1 protein-coding gene is annotated in these 438 nt (G+C 40.0%); it reads right to left on the reverse strand.

What is annotated here, in order from left to right:
* A partial coding sequence (locus BPMYX0001_RS28165; RefSeq protein ID WP_157753685.1) for an HBL/NHE enterotoxin family protein occupies positions 1–438 on the reverse strand: 438 nt, incomplete at both ends.

Raw genomic sequence — 438 nt, forward strand, 5'->3', positions numbered from 1 at the left:
AATACCAGCTGCACCAAGAGCTGCAAGGCCACCAACAACAGCTGGTGTTGCTGTACCGCCAGTCACAACAATTACTACTCCTCCTGCAATGGCTGCAGCAACTAAAATGAATGCTCCTAATCCACCACCAATTGACCATGCTAATACATTGTTAAAATGCTCTGTCTGAGTAGAATGTAGCTTCTCAATTTCAGCTTGCAGTTGTGGAATCAGGGCATTATTTCCGGCTAATAGTGCCGTTAATCCACCTTGCCCATCTGGGCCACCAACATTATTTTTAAACCCTGTAGAATTGTCATACAGTTTTGCTTTAAAGTCTTGTAACATCTTAATTACTTCTGTAACTTCTTTTGAATTTGTATTAATTGTAGTGATTAGATCATTTAGGCCCTCTTTTAACTCTGCTTTATCTTTCTTTTGTACAGCAGCTTCCAATAC

The sequence above is a fragment of the Bacillus pseudomycoides DSM 12442 genome, from assembly GCF_000161455.1.
Taxonomy (GTDB): domain Bacteria; phylum Bacillota; class Bacilli; order Bacillales; family Bacillaceae_G; genus Bacillus_A; species Bacillus_A pseudomycoides.